This window comes from Aureimonas sp. AU22, from assembly GCF_001463745.1.
Taxonomy (GTDB): domain Bacteria; phylum Pseudomonadota; class Alphaproteobacteria; order Rhizobiales; family Rhizobiaceae; genus Aureimonas.
On the sequence record NZ_BBWJ01000045.1, the window covers coordinates 86,899 to 106,578 of the forward strand.

Below are 19,680 nucleotides of genomic sequence, written 5' to 3' on the forward strand. Positions count from 1 at the left end.
CTAGCCGATTTGCTGGAAGGCTGGGAAGGTTTCAAGCAGCCAGAATGCCATGGCCTGCATGCCTCCGGTCAGGAACAGGATGCCGGTCAGCACGAGGAGCCCACCCATCACCTTCTCGACCATGCCGAGATACGAACGGAACCCCTGTAGGGCTCGCAGAAACGCACCTGAGAACAAGGCCGCGAGAAGGAACGGGATGCCGAGGCCGAGCGAGTACACCGCCAGAAGGCCTGCCCCGCTACCCACGGTCTGCGTGCTGCCGGCGACCCCGAGGATCGCGCCGAGCACCGGGCCGATGCAGGGCGTCCAGCCGAAGGCGAACGCAAGGCCCATGGCATAAGCGCCCAGAAGGCTCCCGCGCTCGGACGGCGCCTGGAAGCGAGCCTCGCGCGACAGGAACGCGAGCCGGAAGACGCCAAGAAAGTTCAGCCCCATCGCGATGATGGCGAGCCCGGCGACGACACTCAACCAATCGAGATTGGTACGCAGGAGATAGCCGATCGAACTCGCGCCCGCGCCCAGCGCGACGAACACGGTGGAGAACCCGAGAACGAACAGCACGGCGGCTGCGACGATCCGCCCCTGTCCGCGGCTCGGGCCGCCGGAGGGCGTCCGAAGATCCTCCACGGACACACCCGCCATGTAGCAGAGGTAGGGCGGAACGAGCGGGAGGACGCAGGGAGACAGGAACGACAGCGCGCCCGCCACTAGCGCGGCCGAGAAGGTCGGGTCGGGTAGCAAGGGCGCTTGGTACTCTGCTCGGGTTGGATCGGGCGACGAGGCAGTCCTACCGCAGCCGTGAAATGCGGGCAAATGCGACGGCGGCATGTTGACCGGAAGGGTAGGCCTTTCTATGGTCCGCCCGCTTTCAGCCGCATCCTCGCATGCGTCAGAGCGCGTAGCTCAGTTGGTAGAGCAACGGACTTTTAATCTGTAGGTCCTGGGTTCGAGTCCCAGCGCGCTCACCACTCTTTCCCTGGTGACACCATGCGGCCATCCCGCGATATCGCTGATCTCGTAGCGATCATGGCCGCGTTGCGGCAGCCGGAAACCGGTTGCCCTTGGGATGTCGAGCAGAGCTTCGATTCGATCGTGCCCTACACGATCGAGGAAACTTACGAAGTCGTGGACGCGATCGAGCGGCGCGACGCACAGGACTTGAAGGAAGAGCTCGGCGATCTCCTGCTGCAGGTGGTCTACTACGCACAGATGGCGTCCGAGACCGGCCTGTTCACCTTCGAGGACGTTGTCGAAGGCATCACCACGAAGATGATCAGGCGGCACCCGCACGTCTTCGGCGATGCCGAGGCGCGCTCCGCCCGCTCGGCCAAGGGGCAGTGGGAGCGTATCAAGGCGGAGGAAAAGCGCGAGCGCCGCGAAGCGCGCGAGCGCATGCGGGCTTCTTCCTTCGAGGACACTGCCGGCGAATGGACGTCGTTCGCCGAGGAGACCGAGACAGGCCTTCTCGATTCGGTGCCGGGCGCCCTGCCCGCCCTGACGCTGTCGCGGAAGATTCAGGAGAAGGCGGCGACGGTCGGGTTCGACTGGACCGAGCCGGAGCCGATTCTGGCCAAGCTCCGCGAGGAAACCGAGGAGTTCGAGGCCGCCGCGGCAAGCGCGGACCGCGACGCGCAGGAGGCGGAACTCGGCGACGTCTTGTTCACGGTCGTCAACCTTGCCCGGCGCTACGAGATCGATCCCGACGCGGCCTTGCGCCGGACCACCGCGAAGTTCCGCGCGCGCTTCGCCGCCATGGAAGCGCACGCGGCGCTTGAGGGCCGGTCGCTGGCCGCCATGGGGCTCGACGACCAGGAAGCCCTCTGGCAGCGCGTCAAAGGCGCCGAGAACCGCGGCACGCGATAGAGCGGAAGGCGTCGCGCCTCCCGCCCCTGTCGTCAGTCGTCGATCTCTTCCAGCGCCGGCAGACCCTCGATCTGCACCTCGGGGTGCCGATGCTTCAGTCTCAAGAGGTCGGATCGCGCCTGGCGGGTGAGGTCTATCGCCAGGTGGACGCTGCCGTCCTCGCGGTCCTCGCGCTCGCGCACAACGCTGTTGTCGTACACCCACGGCAGAATGCCGAGCGCATCCGCTGGCACGTTCAGCGATACGGGTTCGGCAAGGCCCGCGATGCGGCCCTCGATGTCTGCGAGCAGCGCCGACACGTTCTCACCCGTGAGCGCGGAAACGATGTGGACCGCCTGCCCCCTTGGATGCGAGGCAGCCGAGATTTCCACCTGGGCCCGCGCCTGCTCGTCCAGCCGGTCGGCCTTGTTCCAAACCTCGATCACATGTTCCGGGTCGTCGGCGTCGATCTCGAGATCGGCCAGGATCTTGCGAACATCGGCTGCCTGCGCACCCGTGTCGGGGTTGGCGATATCGCGCACGTGAAGCACGATGTCGGCCTCGACGACCTCCTCCAGGGTTGCGCGGAAGGCAGCGACCAGGTGCGTCGGCAGGTCCGAGATGAAGCCCACCGTGTCGGAGAAGATGACCTCGGTGCCGTGCGGCAGGTTGATGCGACGCAGTGTCGGATCGAGCGTCGCGAACAGGAGATCCTTGGCCAGAACCTCCGCGCCCGTCACCTTGTTGAACAGGGTCGACTTGCCGGCGTTTGTGTACCCGACGAGCGCCACGATCGGATGCGGTGCCTTCTTGCGCTTGGCGCGGTGCAAGGCGCGAGTGCGGCGCACCTGCTCCAGCTCCTTCTCCAGGCGCTTGATCTTCTCCTGCAGCTGACGCCGGTCGGCCTCGATCTGCGTCTCGCCGGGTCCGCCGAGGAAGCCCGCACCACCGCGCTGGCGCTCGAGGTGGGTCCAGCTGCGCACGAGGCGACCGCGCTGGTAGTTCAGATGGGCCAGCTCGACCTGCAACCGGCCTTCCTTGGTGCGAGCGCGCCGGCCGAAGATCTCGAGGATCAGGCCGGTCCGGTCGAGGACCTTGGCGTTCAGCTCCTTCTCGAGGTTGCGCTGCTGAACGGGCGTCAGTGGGTGGTCGAAGATGACCAGCCCGATCTTCTCCGCCGCGATCAGCCCTGCCAGTTCGGAGACCTTACCGGAGCCGATCAGCGTCGCCGGTTGGATCTTGGAAATCGGGATGCTGCCGCGCGCCACGACGTCGAGTTCGATGGCGAGCGCCAGACCCTCGGCTTCGACCAGCCGCTCCTCGTCACCGCGCTTCACCGCCTCCGACAGGTCTTCTGCCGGATTGCGCTGGCGCACGATCGGAACGAAGACGGCGGCGCGCGTCGGCACCCGCTCATGCTCGATGGGCGTGCGGGGCTCGTGTTCGTGTTCGTTGGTGTATTCGGTCAATCAGACCTTCCTGTCCTCGTCCCCCGCCTCGTTCATGTTGACGGGCTGGGACGGCATGATCGTGGAGATGGCGTGCTTGTAGACGAGCTGGGAATGGCCGTCGCGACGCAAAAGCACGCAGAAATTGTCGAACGAGGTCACGACCCCGGTGAGCTTGACACCATTCACAAGGAAGATCGTCAGCGAGATCTTCTGTTTGCGGACGGTGTTGAGAAAGAGATCCTGAAGGTTCTGCGCACGTTCGGCCATCGGACTGTCCTGTTCTTGTTCTTGCCGTGCTCGCGCCGTGGGGGCGCGACGAAACGGAAACTGCAGCCCACCCGCAAGCTCCGCTGCCTAAGGTTGTCCTTCAGCGAAGCGACGCGTTCAATACGACTTGGTGGTTCGGATGGACCGTTCCCGAGATAGGTATCCTTCCGTTGCAGCGCCACATCAGAAGAACTCGAGGCTGACGCGAAAAAACTGCTCCACCTGTCGAACCGTGTCCGACCGCACGAACAGGACGACCCGGTCCTTCGGTCGAATGCGGGTCTGACCGGTCGGGCGGATGAACACGCCGTTGCGGGTCACGGCCCCGATTCGCATCCCATCGGGGATGTCGAGCTCGCGCAGCGGCTGGCCGACGAGCGGCGAGGTTTCCAGCGCTTCGGCTTCGATCGCCTCCGCCATTCCGTTCTGGACCGAATGCACCGCGCGGATGCGCCCGCGCCTGACATGCTGCAGGATACGCGAGATGGTGACGGAGCGGGGGTTGAGGACTGCGTCGATTCCAAGGTGCTTGGCGAGATCCTGGAACGTCGGGCTGTTGATGAGAGCAAGGTTCGACTTGGCCCCCAGCCGCTTCGCCATGGCCGAGCTCAGGACGTTGATCTGGTCGTCGTTGGTCAGCGAGACCATCAGGTCGGCTTCGCCGATCTCCGCCTCGCGGAGGATCGTCGGATCGAGCGCGCTTCCCTGAAGCACGATCGTGCGCTTGAGCTTGTCGGCGATATGAAGGGCCCGGGCGCCGTCGGCTTCGAGCAGCCGTAGACGCGAGGCGAGGTTGCGGCTCTCCATCTCCGACGCGACCGTCAGGCCCACATTGCCGCCGCCGGCGATCACGATGCGCCCGACGTCGGGCTCCTCGTGGCCAAAGATGGTCAGCGTGCGACGAACCTGCGACTGCTCGACGATGACGTAGGCGAGGTCCCCGGCGTAGAGGATGTCCACCCCGTTCGGAATGAAGATCGCGCCATCGCGCAGGACGCCGACGACGGTGGCGCCGAGGTCGGGAAACAGTTCCGAAAGTTGACCGAGCGGCGTCCCGAGGACGGGGCATTCCTCGCCGCACTCGATGGCGATCAGGGAGATCGACCCCTCGGAAAAGCGCACCGTATCGACGGCGCCCGGCAGCGCGATACGCCGCAGCACCATCTGCGCGACCTCCACCTCTGGAGAGATCACCACGTCGATCGGCATGTGGTCCGTCGAGAAGAGATCCTGCCAGTGCGGCTGAAGATAGGCCTGGCTGCGGATCCGCGCGATCTTGGTCGGCACGTTGAAGAGCGAATGCGCCACCTGGCAGGCGACCATGTTGACTTCGTCGTGCAGCGTCACGGCGATCAGCATGTCCGCTTCGGCAGCCCCCGCCTCGGCCAGCGTATCGGGAAAGGCACCGTGCCCGACGATGCCCTTGGCGTCGAGATTCTCGCGGATGTTGGCGATCAGCGCCTGCGACGTGTCGATGACCGATACGTCGTTGCGCTCTCCGGCCAGACTCTCGGCGATGCCGTAGCCGACCTGGCCCGCGCCGCAGATCACGATCTTCATGGGCATCGGCGGTCGTTCAGATTCCCAGCGACTTCAGCTTCCGGTGCAGCGCCGAGCGCTCCATGCCGACGAACTCGGCGGTGCGCGAGATGTTGCCGCCGAAGCGGTTGATCTGAGCCACGAGATATTCCTTCTCGAACACCTCGCGTGCGTCGCGCAGCGGCAGTGCCAGAATGCGTCCGTCGGACTGGCTGGGCGTCCGCGGCAGCATATCGCTGACCTCGTGCGGCAGCATGTCGGCCGAGATTGCCTCCGCGCCGTCCTGACGCGACAGGATCATTAGGCGTTCGATGTTGTTGCGCAGCTGCCGGATGTTGCCGGGCCAGTCGCTCGACTGGAGAACCGCCAGGGCTTCCGGGCTCAGCGCCTTCGCCCGAATGCCCGTCTGGTCGCCGATCTGCTTCATGAAGGCTTCGATCAGGATCGGGATGTCCGAGCGACGGTCGGCCAGCGGCGGGACGGAGATCGGCACCACGGCGAGGCGATGGAACAGGTCCTCGCGGAACGTGCCCTCGGCCATCAGCGATTCGAGGTTCTGCGACGTCGACGAGATGATGCGCACGTCGACCTTGACGCGCTTCGCCCCGCCGACACGCTCGAACGTCTGCTCGGTCAGCACGCGCAGGATCTTGTTCTGGGTCTCGCGCGGCATGTCGCCGACCTCGTCGAGGTAGAGGACGCCGCCGTGTGCCTCTTCCAACGCGCCGACCTTGCGCTCGACGCCCGGCGGCGTCTCCGTGCCGAACAGTTCAACTTCCATGCGTTCCGGCGTGATCGCGGCCGCGTTCAACGCGATGAAGGGGCCCTTCGCTCGCGCGGAGGCGGCGTGGATGGCACGCGCGACCATCTCCTTGCCGGAGCCCGAAGGCCCGAGGATCATGACGCGGCTGTTCGTCGGAGCCACCCGCTCGATCGTGGCGCGAAGCTGGTTCATCGGATGCGACTTGCCGAGGAGGTCCGGTGAATCGCTGGAGCGTCGCTTGAGTTCGGAAACCTCGCGCTTGAGCTTGGAGGTTTCCAGTGCGCGCTCGGCGATCAGCACCAGGCGGTCGGCCTTGAAGGGCTTCTCGATATAGTCGTAGGCACCGCGACGGATGGCGGATACGGCGGTCTCGATATTGCCGTGGCCCGAAATCATGACGACCGGCACTTCCGGATGCTGCGCTCGGATCGCGTCCAGGACGTCCAGCCCATCCAAGCGGCTTCCCTGAAGCCAGATATCCAGGAAGATCAGCCGCGGCACGCGGTCGGCGATCGCCTGAAGCGCCATATCGGAATTGCTTGCCGTGCGGGTCTCGTAGCCCTCGTCGTCCAAGAGGCCAGCGACCAGCTCGCGGATGTCGGCTTCGTCGTCAACGATCAGGATATCCGCTGCCATCAGTGTTCACCGTCTTCTGCTGAGTTCGTCGTCGGGGCGGGCGTGGGCACGTCGAATGCCGGAAGGCGGATGCGAACGAGGGCGCCGCGCTCAAAGCGCTGCGCATCGTCGAGCGCGATCGTGCCGCCGTGCTCCTCCACGATCTTGCGCACGATGGCGAGACCGAGGCCGGTGCCTTTTTCGCGGGTCGTCATATAGGGCTCGAGGAGGCGATCTCGATCCTCCTTGGGGAAGCCCATGCCGTTGTCTTCGATCTCGACCACGTTCATGCCGTCCGCGGCGTGGGCCGTGACGACGATGCTCCCGGCGTGGTTCTCCAGCGTCTCCATGGCCTCGACGGCGTTCTTCACGAGGTTGCCGAAGGCCTGCGACAGAAGCCGGAGATCGTAGGATCCCATCAGCGGAACGTCGCCGAACCGGCCCTCGATCGATATGCCCTGCGCCGCCAGCTCGCGCATGAAGACGGCCTCGCGCAACGCCTCGCGCAGGTCCCGCTCCTCGAGCGTGGGCTTGGGCATGCGGGCGAACTGCGAGAACTCGTCCACCATGCGACCGATGTCGGCCACCTGCCGGATGATCGTGTCGACGCAGCGGTCGAAGATCTCGCGATCGGTCTCGATGAACTTGCCGTAGCGACGGCGTATGCGCTCGGCCGAGAGCTGGATCGGCGTGAGTGGGTTCTTGATCTCGTGCGCGATGCGCCGTGCGACGTCGGCCCAGGCGGACGAGCGCTGCGCGTCGACGAGATCGGTGATGTCGTCGATCGTCACGACGCTGGCGCTGGCGCCCGCCTCCTCCTCCTCGGACGTCACCCGCACGTCGAGCACCCGCTCCCGGTCGCGCACCCTCTGCTTGATCTGCTCCTGATGCTCGCGGCGCCGAGACTGCCGGGCCGAGGCGTAGACCTCGCTAATCCCCGGCAGGATTTCCGTCAGCGGCCGTCCGACTACGTCCGCTCCATGGATCGAGAGGATGCGCTCGGCCGAAGGGTTCAGCATGCTGATCTCGCCACGGCGGTCGACGCCGAGAACGCCGGCCGTCACGCCCGACAGCACCGCTTCCGTGAAGCGACGGCGCTCGTCGATCACGTCCTTGGCGTTGACGAGTTCGTGCCGCTGGCTGCGAAGCTGGCGGATCATGTTGTTGAACGTGTTCGACAGCGAGCCGACATCGCCGTCCGACACGCGCACCGGAACCGAGACGCCGAGATTTCCCTCGCTCACTTCGTCGGCCGCCGAGATCAGAAGCCGGATCGGCCGCACCAGACGATCGGCGACGCCGATGCCGGTCCAGATGGCCGAGAGCAGCACGATCAGCGTGATGCCGAGATAGAGAAGCGCGAAGGCGATCTGCAGGCCGAAGCGGTTGTCGGCGAGGCTGGAATATTCCGCCGTGCGCTCGCGCATCAGACGCAGCGCGCCGATCACTTCGGGGTCCACGACGCGGATCGTGTAGAGATACACGTCGCCGAACTCGCGTAGGCGCATTACGGCACCGACGAGGTTGGTCACTCCCGGCGGAATGAACACGAGATTGCCGGCGGATGCCTGTTGCAGGGCGTCCGCAGGGGGAACCGGCAAAGGTCGCTCGACCGGCACGTCCGCGCGCAGGAACGGCATGCCGTCGCCATTCAGAAGTTGCGCACCGAGAAGCGAGCGGCCCTTGGCCTGCTCCGTCAGAAGGTCCTGGAAGCCGGTCCGGTCGAGGTTAAACAGCTGACGCTGGCCGCGCAACTCCTGCGCCATCGACAGGGTCGAGCCCTGCAGGTTGCGAGCGTTCTCGTTGACGTAGGCTTCCGCCACGTTGATCGAGGAATCGATGATCGTCCGGGTACGGATCTCGAACCAGCGGTCGAGGCCGAGATCGAGCGTGATGCCGGCGACGATGGCGACGAGCAACGCCGGCAACGCCGCGACGATCGAAAACAGAAGCACGATGCGCACGTGGAGGCGAGACGCCGCCTTGCCATGCCGCTGCGCCTTCGTCATGCGCACGACTTCGCGCGCGATCAGCACGCAGAGCAACACCACGAACACGCCGTTGACCACCGTCGCGGTCTTCACCACGACGGCCGTCGGCGCGATCGGCGTCAGCCCCATCAGCACGACGAACGAAATCGCGCCCGTCACCAGGGCACCGATGACAGCGAGGATCCCGGGCACCAGCATGAACCGACGGCGCTCGCCGAGCGCGGGAACCTCGCCTTCCATGGTCGTGGTTTGCGATGCCATCAGCCTACCGTGATCGATTCACGTGGCACACTTGCAACGCATTGTGTCCAGAATGCAACGAGTAATCCGAAAAATCAGCGGATCGATCGGACGATCGAGATGTCGAGATCGCGGATCTTCTTGCGAAGCGTGTTGCGGTTCACACCGAGGAGATCGGCCGCCTTCACCTGGTTCCCACGGGTCGCGGCAAGAGCAGCCGCGATCAGCGGATACTCCACTTCGCGCAGGATGCGACCATGGAGACCGGGCGGCGGCAGTTCATTTCCGAACGAGCCGAAATACTCGAACAGGTACCGTTCGACGGCCGCCGAGAGATCGATGGGTTTGGAACTGTCGCCGTCGCCGCCAATCGGCTTCGTCTGGTCGTTGGCAAGTTCGTGATCGATGATCTCCGCCGAAATCTCGTCCTGTGGGTAGAGCGCGCTCAAGCGGCGAACGAGGTTCTCGAGTTCGCGCACGTTCCCGGGCCAGGGGTAACGCCGCATCACGTCGAGCGCACCGGACGTCAGCGTCTTTCGCGACAGGCCCTCTTTCTGCACGAGGCCGAAGAAGTGGTTCGTGAGATCGACCAGATCCTCGATCCGCTCGCGCAGCGGCGGCAGCCGCAGCGGCACCACGTTAAGCCGGTAGAACAGGTCTTCCCGGAACAGGCCGCGCTGGATCAGCTGTCGCAGATCCTTGTTCGTGGCCGATACGATGCGCACGTCGGTGGCGATCGGCGTCCGGCCGCCCACCACCGTGTACTCGCCCTGCTGAAGCACGCGCAGGAGACGCGTCTGCGCCTCCATCGGCATGTCGCCGATCTCGTCGAGGAAGAGCGTACCGCCTTCCGCCTGCTCGAAGCGCCCGCTGGCCCGCGCCTGCGCTCCGGTGAAAGCGCCCTTCTCATGCCCGAAAAGCTCTGATTCGATCAGATCGCGCGGGATCGCAGCCATGTTGATGGCGACGAACGGACCTTTCCGGCGGCGGCCGTAGTCGTGCAGGGCCCGCGCGACCAGCTCCTTGCCGGTGCCGGATTCGCCGGTGAGCGTCACCGTCAGGTCCGTCTGCATCATCCGTGCCAGGGCACGGTATATGTCCTGCATGGCGGGCGAGCGACCGATCAGGGGGATCGCATCGGTTCCGTCCTCCATCGCCTTCGCGCGCGCGTCCGCCTTCGGCTCGGCCAGCGCGCGGCGGACGATGCTGACGAGTTCGGTCAGGTCGAACGGCTTCGGAATATAGTCGTACGCGCCCTTTTCCGACGCCTGGATGGCGGTCATGAACGTGTTCTGCGCGCTCATGACGATCACGGGCAGGTCGGGCCGCGTATTTCGAATCCTCGGGAGAACGTCGAACACGTTGCCGTCCGGCATGAGGACGTCGGACACGACGAGATCGCCATCGCCCGCGCTGATCCAGCGCCAGAGGGTGGCGATGTTCGACGTCACGCGGACCTCGAACCCAGCCCGCATCAGGGCCTGCGAAATGACCGTGCGGATCGCCGCATCGTCGTCCGCGACAAGAATCTGGGAGGAGGCCATCAGCGCGTTCGCCTGCGTTTCGGTGTCGTTCCGTCGGGGTCCGCCTCGGCGGGCTCCGTCCAAGCCGGCATCAGCACCCGGAAGATCGTGTGGCCGGGATGGGAATCGCATTCGATCACCCCGCCGTGGTCGCGCACGATCTTGGCGACCAGCGCGAGCCCGAGACCGGTGCCGCTCGGCTTGGTCGTGATGAACGGATCGAAGATGTTCTCGCGTATGTCGTCCGGAACGCCGGGCCCGTTATCCTCGACGACGAACTCCAAAGGCAGCGTCATGCGCGTTCGCGCACCCGGGACCGAAAGGCGCACGCCGGGCTTGAAGGCGGTCGCGAGGCGGATCTCGCCGTCCGGTCGACCCGCGACCGCCTCGCTGGCGTTCTTCACGAGGTTGATGAAGACCTGAACCAGCTGGTCGCGGTTGGCGAACACGGATGGAAGCGACGGATCGTAGGCTTCCGTGATCCTGATATCGCGCGCGAACCCGCTTTTCGCCAGCGTCTTCACATGTTCGAGGACGGAGTGGATGTTGACGGCCGAGCGTTCCACCGGTCGCTCGTCGGAAAAGACCTCCATGCGGTCCACGAGCTTGACGATACGCTCGCTCTCGTCCTGGATGAGCTGAGTCAGGACCCGGTCGTCGTCGCTCGCCTCGGCTTCCAGCAGCTGCGCCGCGCCCTTGATGCCCGACAGCGGATTGCGGATCTCGTGCGCGAGCATCGCGGCAAGACCCGTCACCGTCCGCGCGGCCGAGCGGTGCGTGAGCTGACGGTCCATCTTGTCGGCCATCGAACGCAGCTGGAACATGACCAGGACGTGCCCGACGGGCTCTGCGAGGCTCGACACGTACACGTCGACCAGCCGGTCCATCCCAAGACGCGGTGAGGACACGTCGACCCGGTACTCGCTGATGCGCGAATGGTCGTTCATCACCTGCTCGACCAGCCCCAGCACCGGGCTGTCACGCGGAATGAAGTCGGCAAGCCGTCGCTTCGAGAGATGCCCGGCGCTGGCTGAGAAAAACTGCTCGGCATCCGAGTTGGCGAAGGCGAAGCGCCCGCTTTCGTCGAGCGCCACCACGGGATGGGGCAGCGCGTTGAGAAGCGAGAACTGATCGAGCGGCAAGGCAGATTCCCCTTGTTGCATCGGTCACGCGGCCCGACGAAGCGAAGTGTCGAACTCGGGCTCGACGTCGCTTAGCCGCGTCTTGCCGAAAACGGCGCGAACCATCGAGCACACGCGTTCGGCTTCGCTCGCGCGCATGAGGTCCGCACGATCGGCTGAGACGTTCGCACCCGTGGCGCGCTCGTAGAGGTCGAGATACCATCCAAGGTGCTTGCGCGCGTGGCGCATGCCGGCCTGCGTCCCATAGAACCGCAGCATCTCGCCATGATGGGCGAGCACGAGATCGGCGAAGCATTCGTCCATGCGCAACGGATCGAGCGTGCCTTCGACGAGCGCCGGAAACCACGGCCGTCCGCAGGCGGCGCGACCGATCATCACCGCGTCCGCCCCGCTCGCACCCAGCATGGCGCCGAGGTCCGCCCGGCTCTGCAGATCGCCGTTGGCGACCACCGGGATGGAGACCGTTCGCGACACCGCGCCGATCGCCGCCCAGTCCGCCGCGCCGGTGTAGAACTGATCGCGCGTCCGGCCGTGGACGGTAACGAGCCGCACGCCGGCGTTCTCGGCGCGCAGAGCGAGATCGGCAGCGTTGAGGCTGGATCGGTCCCAACCCAGCCGCATCTTGAGCGTGACCGGTACGTCCCCTGCTCCTTCCACGGTCGCATCGATCAGACGAAGCGCATGGTCGAGATCGCGCATCAGCGCCGAACCCGACAGCCCGCCCACCACCTTCTTCGCCGGGCATCCCATGTTGATGTCGATGAGATCGGCGCCATGCGAGGCGACGATATCGGCCGCCTGACGCATGGCGTCGGCCTCGCGTCCCGCCAGCTGGACGGCGTGCAAACCGCACCCGTCCGCGCCGGCACGCTGCAGGCTTTCCTGGTCTTTTCGAACAAGCTCGCCGCTCGCCACCATTTCGGAGTAGACGATCTCGGTGCCGAACGTCCGCACCAGCCGACGGAACGGAATGTCGGTGATTCCTGAGAGCGGCGCCAAAAACACGCGCGAACGGACGGTCAACCTGCCTATCGACAGGTCACCCGACCGCACCGGCAGCTCGCCGAACTTGCGCGACGTGGCATATTGAGAGCACATTCAAACAGCATATCGCCGCTTGCACAAAAGACAATCAAAATGCGTGTGCAAAGCGGGAGCATGCTGCATTGCACACAGCGCGTGGCTACGGACTTGCTCACCGCGGACGGATGTGCTGACGACGTTCCATGAGAACGGTTCAAATGGGCAATCGATGAAAATTGCAGCGATCCTTGTTGCCGCTGGCCGCGGGTCGCGTGCTGGGCTGACGCCCTTTGGACCGAAGCAGTATTTCGACCTCGGTGGCCGCCCGGTGCTGTGGCGCACGGCCGAGCGCTTTCTCGCAACCGAGGGACTGACCCACGTCGTCGTCGTCATTCACCCGGACGATCATGCCATTGCCGGCCGCGCGCTCGATGAACTCATGGACCGAATCGTTCTGGTGGAGGGCGGCGCGACCCGACAGGAATCGGTCCGGTGCGGGCTGGAGGCTCTGGCGGAAGTCGCGCCCGACGTCGTCCTGATCCACGATGCCGTGCGGCCGTTCGTATCGTCCGAGGCCATCCTGCGGGTGGTGGCGGATGTCGACCCCGCCACGGGCGCGATCCTCGCACTTCCCGTTGCGGACACGCTGAAGCGGTCCGACGGAGACCTGGTCGACATGACGGTGGACCGCTCCGGTCTCTTCGGCGCGCAGACACCCCAAGGTTTCCCCTATGGTTTGATCCGCGAGGCGCACACGAAGGCTTCGCGCGAGACGAAGACGTCGTTCACCGACGACGCCTCCATTGCCGAATGGGCCGGCATCCCTGTCCGCCTTGTCGCGGGCGATCCAGAGAACGTCAAACTGACGTTGGCGCGGGAACTCACCCTGGCCGCCGAACGCTTTCGAGAAGGACCACCGATGATCGACGTTCGCACGGGCAACGGATACGACGTCCACAAGCTGATACCAGGCGACGGCGTCACCTTGTGCGGGGTGCGGATCGAGCACGATCAGACGCTCCTTGGGCACTCGGACGCCGATGTCGGATTCCATGCCCTCACCGACGCCTTGCTCGCCACCTGCGGTGCGGGCGACATCGGCACCCATTTCCCGCCCAGCGATCCGCAGTGGCGGGGAGTCGCTTCCCGGATTTTCCTGCAGCGCGCCGTGGACATCGTGCGGGAGCGGTCCGGCCGCATCTGCAACGTCGACGTGACGCTGATCTGCGAAGCGCCGAAGGTCGGCCCGCATCGCGCAGCCATGGTCGCGGTGATCGGCGACGTGACGGGTCTGGAGCCGGATCGGATTTCGATCAAGGCGACCACGAACGAGACGATCGGCTTCATCGGCCGCCGCGAGGGGATCGCGGCGATCGCCACTGCCAGCGTCGTCTACGGAGGCTGAGGGTATGGATGCCGACGCAAGGCAGCGCCTGGCCGCATCGATCGTCGCCAGGGCCACCGACGCCGGGTTGACAATTGCGACCGCCGAATCCTGCACCGGGGGCCTGGTGGCGAGCGCGCTGACGGACGTCGCGGGCTCGTCCGCCGTGTTCGGAACCGGCTTCGTGACCTATTCCAACGACGCGAAGGCACGCCTCCTCGCCGTTCCCACCGCGCTGCTGGAACGCCATGGAGCCGTCTCTCGCGAGGTGGCCGAAGCGATGGCAGTCGGCGCCCGGCAGGTTGCGCGGTCGGATATCGCGGTATCGATCACCGGCATCGCCGGTCCGGGCGGCGGCTCGGAAAACAAGCCCGTCGGCCTCGTCCATTTCGCCTGCGCCTCGCGGCTCGGAACCGTCTACGCCGAGCATCGCTTCGGACCGATCGGCCGGGGTGAGGTCCGAATCGCGAGCGTTGCCGCGGCGCTGGAGATGCTGGGGGCCGCTCTGGACCGTCTCCTTCAGGCCGATACGGAATAGACCTTTTCCGCCCGCTCCTCGAAAGCCGTGGCGAAGCGGCGGAAGGCGTAGTCGAACATCGAGCCCATCAGCAGACCCAGCGTTCGGCTCTTGAACTCGTAGTCGATGAAGAACCGCACTTCACAGCCGTCGGGATGAGGCGCGAAGGTCCACCGGTTCTCGAGATAGCGAAACGGCCCGTCGACATACTTCACGTCGATCTGCCGCTCGGCCGGTTTTAAGAGGACCTGCGACGTGAACGTCTCCCGGATCATCTTGTAGGCCACGGTCATGTCCGCAATCAGCAGCGTCTTGCCGTCCTTCTCGCGACGCGAACGCACCACGAGGCTCTGGCATAGCGGCAGGAACTCGGGGTAGCGCTCGACATCGGCCACGAGGTCGAACATCTCGTCGGGCGTGTGGCGCACGACGCGCGCATTCTCGAACTTCGGCACGGATCAGGCCGCGATCTTCGCCAGACGGGCGGCCTTCAGACGCTCGAAATCGTCGCCTGCATGATACGACGAACGGGTGAGCGGGCTGGATGCCATGACGAGGAAGCCCTTGGTCAGGCCCACGGTCTCGAAGGACTTGAATTCGTCCGGGGTGACGTAGCGGATCACCGGATGGTGCTTGCGCGTCGGCTGGAGGTATTGGCCGATGGTCATGAAATCCACGTCCGCGGTGCGCAGGTCGTCCATCAGCTGGAGCACCTCGTGCCGCTCTTCGCCGAGGCCGACCATGATGCCCGACTTGGTGAAGATCGTCGGGTCCAGTTCCTTCACCCGCTGCAGGAGCCGTATGGAATGGAAGTAGCGGGCGCCGGGGCGCACCGTCAGGTAGTTCGACGGCACCGTCTCGAGGTTGTGGTTGAAAACGTCGGGACGGGCGGCGACCACCTTCTCCAAGGCGCCCGGCTTGCGCAGGAAGTCGGGAGTCAGGATTTCGATCGTGGTTCCAGGGGCGGAGGCACGAATGGCGTGGATGGTCTCGACGAAATGCTGCGCGCCGCCGTCGGCGAGATCGTCGCGGTCCACCGAGGTGATGACGACGTGCGACAGACCCATGCTCGCGACCGCACGGCCGACACTGGCGGGCTCGCCCCTGTCCAGCGCGTTCGGCAGACCGGTGGCGACGTTACAGAACGCGCACGCGCGCGTGCAGATGCCGCCCATGATCATGAAGGTCGCGTGCTTCTTCTCCCAGCATCCGCCGATGTTGGGGCATCCCGCCTCCTCGCACACGGTGACGAGGCGGTTGGATTTCACGATCTCCCGGGTTTCCTGGTAGCCGAGGGAGACCGGTGCCTTGACTCTGATCCAGTCAGGCTTCGGGAGCACCGCCGTATCGGGGCGGTGCGCCTTTTCGGGATGGCGGGGCCTCGCGGCACCAGCCGTGGTTCGGGCGTCTAGGATCGTGACCATTGACCGTCATTTAAGCTCGGTTCGACAGTCACGCAATCGCGCTTAGACGCGGCGGCCGCGGACTGCCCGGAAGAGGAAGATCAGGATGCAGGCACCGATGAAGCCGACGATCAGGTACTGGATCGAGAAGCTCGCGCCCGCCTGAAGGTTCGTCGCACCGAGGATGCCGAGGAGGAAGTTCAAGAACACGGCACCGACGATGCCGAGAATGATGTTCAGAAGAAGCCCCATGTTGCTCTTCATCACAGTCTCGGCGAGCCATCCGGCGATGCCGCCAACGATAATTGCAGCGAGCCAACCCATACGTATCTCCTACGGTACAAACACCGAGAGTTGAGATAGTGCGGCGAAAATGTGGACAAGACCTCTTGTCGCGGCCCGCTGCAATTTTCACGTCCTCACATGTGGATGACCTTGCCGTAGGCGTCGAGCACGCTCTCGTGCATCATCTCGGACAGGGTGGGATGCGGGAACACGGTGTGCATCAGCTCCTCCTCCGTCGTTTCCAGACCCATGGCGATCACGAAGCCCTGGATCAGTTCGGTGACTTCCGCACCCACCATGTGGGCGCCTAGCAGCTCACCTGTCTTGGCATCGAAGACGGTCTTGACCATGCCGTCCGGCTCGCCGAGCGCGATCGCCTTGCCGTTCGCGAGGAAGCGGAAGCGGCCGACCTTGACCTCGCGCCCCTCCTCCTTGGCCTTCGCCTCGGTGAGCCCGACCGAAGCGATCTGCGGCTGGCAATAGGTGCAACCCGGGATCTGAGTGCGCTTCATCGGGTGGGCGTCGAGGCCCTTGATCTTCTCGACGCAGATCGTGCCCTCGTGCTCCGCCTTGTGGGCCAGCATCGGCGCGCCGGCGACATCGCCGATCGCGTAGACGCCTTCGACATTGGTGCGGCCATAGGCATCGATCTTGACGAGCCCACGCTCGACCGCGACGCCGACGCCCTCGAGATTCAGGCCCTCGGTGTTGCCTTGGACGCCGACAGCGGAGATCAGCTTCTCGGCTTTCAGCACCTGGCTCTTGCCGCCCTGCTCCACCGTGACCTCGACACCGTCGCCGGTCTTCGTCACCTTCGCGACCTTGGCGTCCGAGAGGATCTTCATCCCCTGCTTCTCGAACTGTTTGCGCGCGACGGCCGCGATCTCTGCGTCCTCGACCGGCAGGATCTGCGGCAGGAGCTCTACCACCGTCACGTCGGCGCCCATGGTGCGATAGAACGACGCGAACTCGATGCCGATGGCACCCGAGCCCATGACGATCAGCGACTTCGGCATGGACTGCGGCTTCATCGCCTCGAAATAGGTCCAGATGCGCTCGCCGTCGGCTTCGATGCCCGGCAGGACGCGCGGGCGCGCGCCGGTTGCGACGATCACATGCTTGGCCTTGTACGTGCCGTGGCCGAGTACCCCCTTCGGCACCGGGTTCTGCGGCTGCACCGCGGGCTTCGTCGGTTCGCCGACCTCGACCTCTACTGGGCCGCCCTTGCCGGCCTTGGTGAGCTTGGCCTGGCCCCAGATCACGTCGATCTTGTTCTTCTTCATCAGCCCGGCGACGCCGCCATTGAGCTGGGCCGAAACGCCGCGCGAGCGCTTCACCACGGCACCGATGTCGAAATCGGGCTTCCCGATCTTGAGGCCGTAGTTGTCGCCGTGCTCGGCGTAATGGAACACCTCGGCCGAGCGCAGCAGCGCCTTGGTGGGAATGCAGCCCCAGTTGAGGCAGATGCCGCCCATGTGCTCGCGTTCGACAACGGCGGTCTTGAAGCCGAGCTGCGCAGCGCGAATGGCCGCCACGTAGCCGCCCGGCCCGCCGCCGATGATCAGGATGTCATAGGTATCGGCCATGGGTCTTCTCCGTCGAAAGGAATTCGTCGCTAGAGCAGCGGAACAAGCGTCTGAGCAATCGCCTCGCCGAGGGCGCGTGTGTTGGCGGCATCGAGATGAACCCCGTCCTGCGGGGTGGCGACGCAATGGTCCGACGCTGCCACATGACGGCATCCGGTGACCTCGGCGACGCGGGCATAAGCGTCCTTGAAGCGGTGCGATTCATCGACCGAATGGCCGAACATCGCATCGAAGTCCGGGTCTGCGGTCCGCACCAACGCAGGAGGAGACACCAGCACGATCTCGCCGACCCGGAACGCGAAGGACGAAGGAAAGCTGCGGGCAATCTCTACCAGCCGTTCCACGCCGAAGGCGGCCTCCGCGACCCGGCCGCCGCCCGTATGCTTCTTCAGATCGTTCGATCCAAGCGCGATCACCAGAATGTCGACGGGCTCGTGGGTGGCGAGGATCGTCGGCAGCAGTCGCGCACCGTTTCGGTCCGATGGCGCGAGATGGTCGTCATAGGCGGTCGTGCGCCCGTTCAGCCCCTCCGCAATGACACGCGCCCTTCCGGCCAGCCGTTCTCCGACCACGCTCGGCCAGCGATCTTCGTAACGATGCCGGCCGGGGCCAGCGGCATCGTAGCCCCAAGTCAGAGAGTCACCGAAACAAAGCACGGTCTTCATGGGCGAAGCTCGCAGCCCGCCGATCAGACCAGCATGCTCATCGGGTTCTCGATGAAGCGCTTGAATGCCGAGATCAGTTCAGCGCCGAGAGCTCCGTCGACCGCACGATGATCGGTCGAGAGCGTCACCGTCATAACGGTCGCGACCGTCACGGCGCCGGCCTTCACCACCGCTCGTTCCTCACCGGCGCCGACCGCAAGGATCGTCGCATGCGGCGGGTTGATGACGGCCGAGAAATCCTTGATGCCGAACATGCCGAGGTTCGAAACCGCAGTCGTTCCGCCTTGATACTCCTCGGGCTTCAGCTTGCGGGCGCGAGCGCGCTTGGCCAGATCCTTCATCTCGTTAGAGATGGTCGAAAGCGTCTTCTCGTCGGCCTTGCGAATGATCGGGGTGATGAGGCCGCCCTCAATCGACACGGCGACGCCGACATCGGCGTTGCGGTGCTTCAGCATGGCACTCTCGGTCCAGGAGACGTTGGCGTCGGGCACCGCGACCAGCGCACAGGCCATCGCCTTGATGACCATGTCGTTGACCGACAGCTTGTAGGCCGGGCGTTCGCCCGCCTCGCCCTTCACCGTGGGCGCCGCGCCGTTCAACTGCTTGCGCAGCGCCAGCAAGGCGTCGAGTTCGCAATCCACCGACAGGTAGAAGTGCGGAACCGTCTGCTTGGATTCCACCAGCCGCTTGGCGATGGTCTTGCGCATGCCGTCGTGCGGGATCTTCTCGTAGGAGCCTTCGGCGAAGAGCTTGAGGATCGCGTCGTCGCTGGCACCCTTGGGGGCTGCGGTCGCGGGGGCGGCGGCAGGAGCAGGTGCCTCGGTTGCTGGGGATACCGTAGCGTTGGCGGCACCACCCTTTGCGGCGCCCTCGACGTCGGCCTTCACGATACGGCCGTGGGGTCCGCTCCCCTGAACGCCGGACAGATCGACGCCCTGTTCCCGAGCGATGCGGCGTGCGAGCGGCGAGGCGAAGACGCGGCCGCCTTTCGAAGATTCGGAACCACCGGACGACGACTTGGCGGAAGAGCCGCCCTCGCTGGCGGACGCTGTTTCTGCCGAACGCTCGTAGCCACGCTTGTCAGCGTCCTTTGCGTCGTCCGTCGAACCCTCGACCGCGGCATCGGCCGCGGGCGAACCGGACGCCGACGCTCCACCGCCCGCCGCCGCCGCCGAAGCGTCTTCGCCCTCGGCCGCCAGGATGGCGATCACGGCGTTGACCTTCACGCCTTCCGTGCCGGCGGGAACGACGATCTTGGCGACCGTGCCCTCGTCCACGGCTTCGACTTCCATCGTCGCCTTGTCGGTTTCGATCTCCGCAATGACGTCGCCGGAGGAGACCTTGTCGCCCTCCTTCACCAGCCACTTCGCGAGGTTGCCCTCTTCCATCGTCGGCGAAAGGGCCGGCATCGTGACGTTGATCGGCATCGGCGCACGTCTCCTCA

The 19,680-nt window shown here is 65.4% G+C and carries 18 protein-coding genes and 1 tRNA gene; 4 read left to right on the plus strand and 15 right to left on the minus strand.

Annotation, left to right across the window (positions count from 1 at the left end):
- Positions 1-741, minus strand: a complete 741-nt coding sequence (locus AUL34_RS16750; protein WP_061936132.1) for a cytochrome c biogenesis CcdA family protein — start codon at positions 739-741, stop codon at positions 1-3.
- Between the two features lie 151 nt (positions 742-892).
- Between AUL34_RS16750 and AUL34_RS16755 the strand changes: the two genes are divergently transcribed.
- Positions 893-968, plus strand: a tRNA-Lys gene (locus AUL34_RS16755).
- A 19-nt stretch (positions 969-987) separates the two neighbouring features.
- Entirely contained in the window at positions 988-1,863 is an 876-nt protein-coding gene (gene mazG / locus AUL34_RS16760) for a nucleoside triphosphate pyrophosphohydrolase (protein ID WP_061936135.1), read from the plus strand.
- Between the two features lie 32 nt (positions 1,864-1,895).
- Here mazG and hflX read toward each other — a convergent pair whose 3' ends face one another.
- The 8 genes from hflX to AUL34_RS16800 all read right to left on the minus strand — a co-directional run bounded on the left by hflX (position 1,896) and on the right by AUL34_RS16800 (position 12,471).
- Positions 1,896-3,266 carry a GTPase HflX gene (gene hflX, locus AUL34_RS16765; protein WP_370539056.1) on the minus strand — a complete coding sequence of 457 codons (1,371 nt, stop codon included), beginning with the start codon at positions 3,264-3,266 and terminating at the stop codon, positions 1,896-1,898.
- 45 nt (positions 3,267-3,311) lie between these two features.
- The gene (gene hfq, locus AUL34_RS16770; RefSeq protein WP_061936137.1) at positions 3,312-3,560 is read right to left on the minus strand and encodes an RNA chaperone Hfq; all 249 of its coding nucleotides are present in this window, start codon (positions 3,558-3,560) and stop codon (positions 3,312-3,314) included.
- A gap of 183 nt (positions 3,561-3,743) precedes the next feature.
- Positions 3,744-5,120 carry a Trk system potassium transporter TrkA gene (gene trkA, locus AUL34_RS16775; RefSeq protein WP_061936411.1) on the minus strand — a complete coding sequence of 459 codons (1,377 nt, stop codon included), beginning with the start codon at positions 5,118-5,120 and terminating at the stop codon, positions 3,744-3,746.
- A 16-nt stretch (positions 5,121-5,136) separates the two neighbouring features.
- Positions 5,137-6,498 (minus strand): sigma-54 dependent transcriptional regulator, encoded by a 1,362-nt coding sequence (locus AUL34_RS16780; protein ID WP_061936141.1) that lies wholly within the window; start codon positions 6,496-6,498, stop codon positions 5,137-5,139.
- Complete coding sequence (locus AUL34_RS16785; protein WP_061936145.1) at positions 6,498-8,729, minus strand: PAS domain-containing sensor histidine kinase; 2,232 nt, start codon at positions 8,727-8,729, stop codon at positions 6,498-6,500. The genes AUL34_RS16780 and AUL34_RS16785 overlap by 1 nt, the downstream gene beginning before the upstream one ends.
- A gap of 74 nt (positions 8,730-8,803) precedes the next feature.
- Positions 8,804-10,252, minus strand: coding sequence for a nitrogen regulation protein NR(I) (ntrC, locus tag AUL34_RS16790; RefSeq protein WP_061936148.1), 1,449 nt, complete (start codon positions 10,250-10,252; stop codon positions 8,804-8,806).
- The gene (locus AUL34_RS16795; protein WP_061936151.1) at positions 10,252-11,394 is read right to left on the minus strand and encodes a nitrogen regulation protein NR(II); all 1,143 of its coding nucleotides are present in this window, start codon (positions 11,392-11,394) and stop codon (positions 10,252-10,254) included. The genes ntrC and AUL34_RS16795 overlap by 1 nt, the downstream gene beginning before the upstream one ends.
- 3 nt (positions 11,395-11,397) lie before the next feature.
- On the minus strand, positions 11,398-12,471 hold the full coding sequence (locus tag AUL34_RS16800) for a tRNA-dihydrouridine synthase (RefSeq protein WP_061936154.1): 1,074 nt from the start codon (positions 12,469-12,471) through the stop codon (positions 11,398-11,400).
- A 115-nt stretch (positions 12,472-12,586) separates the two neighbouring features.
- Here AUL34_RS16800 and AUL34_RS16805 point away from each other — a divergent pair, with 115 nt between their 5' ends.
- Positions 12,587-13,801: a bifunctional 2-C-methyl-D-erythritol 4-phosphate cytidylyltransferase/2-C-methyl-D-erythritol 2,4-cyclodiphosphate synthase gene (locus AUL34_RS16805; RefSeq protein ID WP_370539057.1), complete on the plus strand. Its 1,215-nt coding sequence runs from the start codon at positions 12,587-12,589 to the stop codon at positions 13,799-13,801.
- A gap of 4 nt (positions 13,802-13,805) precedes the next feature.
- Positions 13,806-14,318, plus strand: a complete 513-nt coding sequence (locus tag AUL34_RS16810; protein WP_061936160.1) for a CinA family protein — start codon at positions 13,806-13,808, stop codon at positions 14,316-14,318.
- Here AUL34_RS16810 and AUL34_RS16815 read toward each other — a convergent pair.
- The 6 genes from AUL34_RS16815 to AUL34_RS16840 form a co-directional block, all read right to left on the minus strand.
- Positions 14,300-14,752, minus strand: a complete 453-nt coding sequence (locus AUL34_RS16815; RefSeq protein ID WP_061936163.1) for a type II toxin-antitoxin system RatA family toxin — start codon at positions 14,750-14,752, stop codon at positions 14,300-14,302. The two genes, AUL34_RS16810 and AUL34_RS16815, sit on opposite strands and share 19 nt — an antisense overlap.
- A gap of 3 nt (positions 14,753-14,755) precedes the next feature.
- Entirely contained in the window at positions 14,756-15,721 is a 966-nt protein-coding gene (gene lipA / locus AUL34_RS16820) for a lipoyl synthase (RefSeq protein ID WP_061936166.1), read from the minus strand.
- Between the two features lie 42 nt (positions 15,722-15,763).
- Entirely contained in the window at positions 15,764-16,024 is a 261-nt protein-coding gene (locus AUL34_RS16825) for a GlsB/YeaQ/YmgE family stress response membrane protein (protein ID WP_061936169.1), read from the minus strand.
- Positions 16,025-16,119: 95 nt separating this feature from the next.
- Entirely contained in the window at positions 16,120-17,571 is a 1,452-nt protein-coding gene (gene lpdA, locus AUL34_RS16830) for a dihydrolipoyl dehydrogenase (RefSeq protein ID WP_061936172.1), read from the minus strand.
- Between the two features lie 29 nt (positions 17,572-17,600).
- Positions 17,601-18,236 carry an SGNH/GDSL hydrolase family protein gene (locus tag AUL34_RS16835; RefSeq protein WP_061936175.1) on the minus strand — a complete coding sequence of 212 codons (636 nt, stop codon included), beginning with the start codon at positions 18,234-18,236 and terminating at the stop codon, positions 17,601-17,603.
- A gap of 23 nt (positions 18,237-18,259) precedes the next feature.
- The gene (locus AUL34_RS16840) at positions 18,260-19,663 is read right to left on the minus strand and encodes a pyruvate dehydrogenase complex dihydrolipoamide acetyltransferase (RefSeq protein WP_061936178.1); all 1,404 of its coding nucleotides are present in this window, start codon (positions 19,661-19,663) and stop codon (positions 18,260-18,262) included.
- Positions 19,664-19,680 lie beyond the last annotated feature (17 nt).